The organism is Halovulum marinum, from assembly GCF_009697225.1.
GTDB lineage: Bacteria > Pseudomonadota > Alphaproteobacteria > Rhodobacterales > Rhodobacteraceae > Halovulum > Halovulum marinum.
This window is the reverse complement of the sequence record NZ_WIND01000063.1, coordinates 1-1,404: the sequence shown is the minus strand read 5'-3', so window position 1 is coordinate 1,404 and position 1,404 is coordinate 1. Positions and strand designations below refer to the sequence as shown.

Annotated in this window: 1 protein-coding gene; it reads right to left on the bottom strand. The window is 62.2% G+C overall.

Annotation, left to right across the window (positions count from 1 at the left end):
• Positions 1 to 281 precede the first annotated feature (281 nt).
• Positions 282 to 1,310: an IS110 family RNA-guided transposase gene (locus tag GE300_RS22000; RefSeq protein WP_154449699.1), complete on the bottom strand. Its 1,029-nt coding sequence runs from the start codon at positions 1,308 to 1,310 to the stop codon at positions 282 to 284.
• Between the last annotated feature and the right edge of the window lie 94 nt (positions 1,311 to 1,404).

Genomic DNA, 1,404 nt, shown 5'->3' with positions numbered 1-1,404 from the left:
GGCGAACTTCTTTGGTTGCCGCCCGTGATGCAAGAGTGTTCTGACCTTTTTGGGGTGTGATCGAATGCGAACTTCTTTCAGGCCTCGATGTGCGGCACATCCAGAAGCCGCGGGCCGGTATGGTGATCAGCGGGTCGGGTCCAAATCTAGGTGCCGAGCTGGTTGCTCAACGTTCGCCTATGGTTTTCCCGATCCAGATCCTGTTCGATCATTGTGCCCATTCAGGTCATCGCTCTCTCACACTCCCCTTGGCACCGACGCCGATGGGTTCGGCACAAAGCTCATGCCGGACCTGCCAACGTCGGATCTCGATAATCCTCGCCCTTCGTCATCATTGCCCAGATCTGCCGGGCCATCCTGTTCGCCAGCGCGATACCGACGAGCATCTTCGGCTTCCTCGCCAGCATCCGCCCGGTCCAGCTGTTTGCCGCAATCCTGTCGCGCGCGCGGCCCATGATCCGGGTCATCGCGCCGATGATAAGGAGTCGCCGAATATCAGCCTGACCCGCCTTCGATATCCGGCCGAGCCGTTCCTTGCCGCCCGAGGAGTGCTGGCGTGGCACGAGCCCCAGCCAAGCCGCGAAATCCCGACCGCATTTGAATTGGGCCATGTCCGGCGAAAAAGCGTCGACCGCGAGCGCCGTCAGCGGACCGACACCAGGCATCGTCTGGAGGCGTCGTGTCGTGTCGGTCTCAGCCGCGAGCGCTTTCAGGCTCTTAGTCTTCGCGTCGATCCGTTCCGTCTTCTCGGAAATCTGTGCCAGCAGGTCCTGGCATTCGGCGACGACGAGCGCCGGCAGGGCGCAGTCGGGGTCACGCACCGCCGCCTCCATGCGCTTCAGTTGCCAGATCCCGACGGGAAACACATGGCCGTATTCATAGAGCGCCGCCCGCAGCGCGTTCACCAGCTCGGTGCGCTGACGGACAAGGCGCTCCCGGCCCCGGAACAGGATCGCCTTGGCCTGTTGCTCCTCAGTCTTCGCGGCGACGAAGCGCATCTCGGGCTGGCGCGCGGCGATCGCGATCGCTTCGGCATCCGCCGCGTCGTTCTTTTGGCGCTTGATGAACGGACGAACGTATTGGGGCGCGATCAGTCTTACCTCATGGCCAACCGCCCCCATCTCGCGGGTCCAGTAGTTCGCGCTGCCGCAGGCTTCAAAGACCACGAGGGAGGCTGGCTGGCGAGCCATGAACGCCCTGAACTGTTCGCGTGACAGCTTCTTCCTGAAAACAACATCCCCATCTCGGGTCGCGCCGTGGACCTGAAAAACGCGCTTTGCCAAATCCACGCCGATAATCATATCCTTCATGTTGCCGTCCTCCCTGTTCCGTGGCGTTCACATCCACGATCTTGGCACATTGCGATGCCGTCTGGGGAGGGCGGCAACCATCCCATCTGGGTGG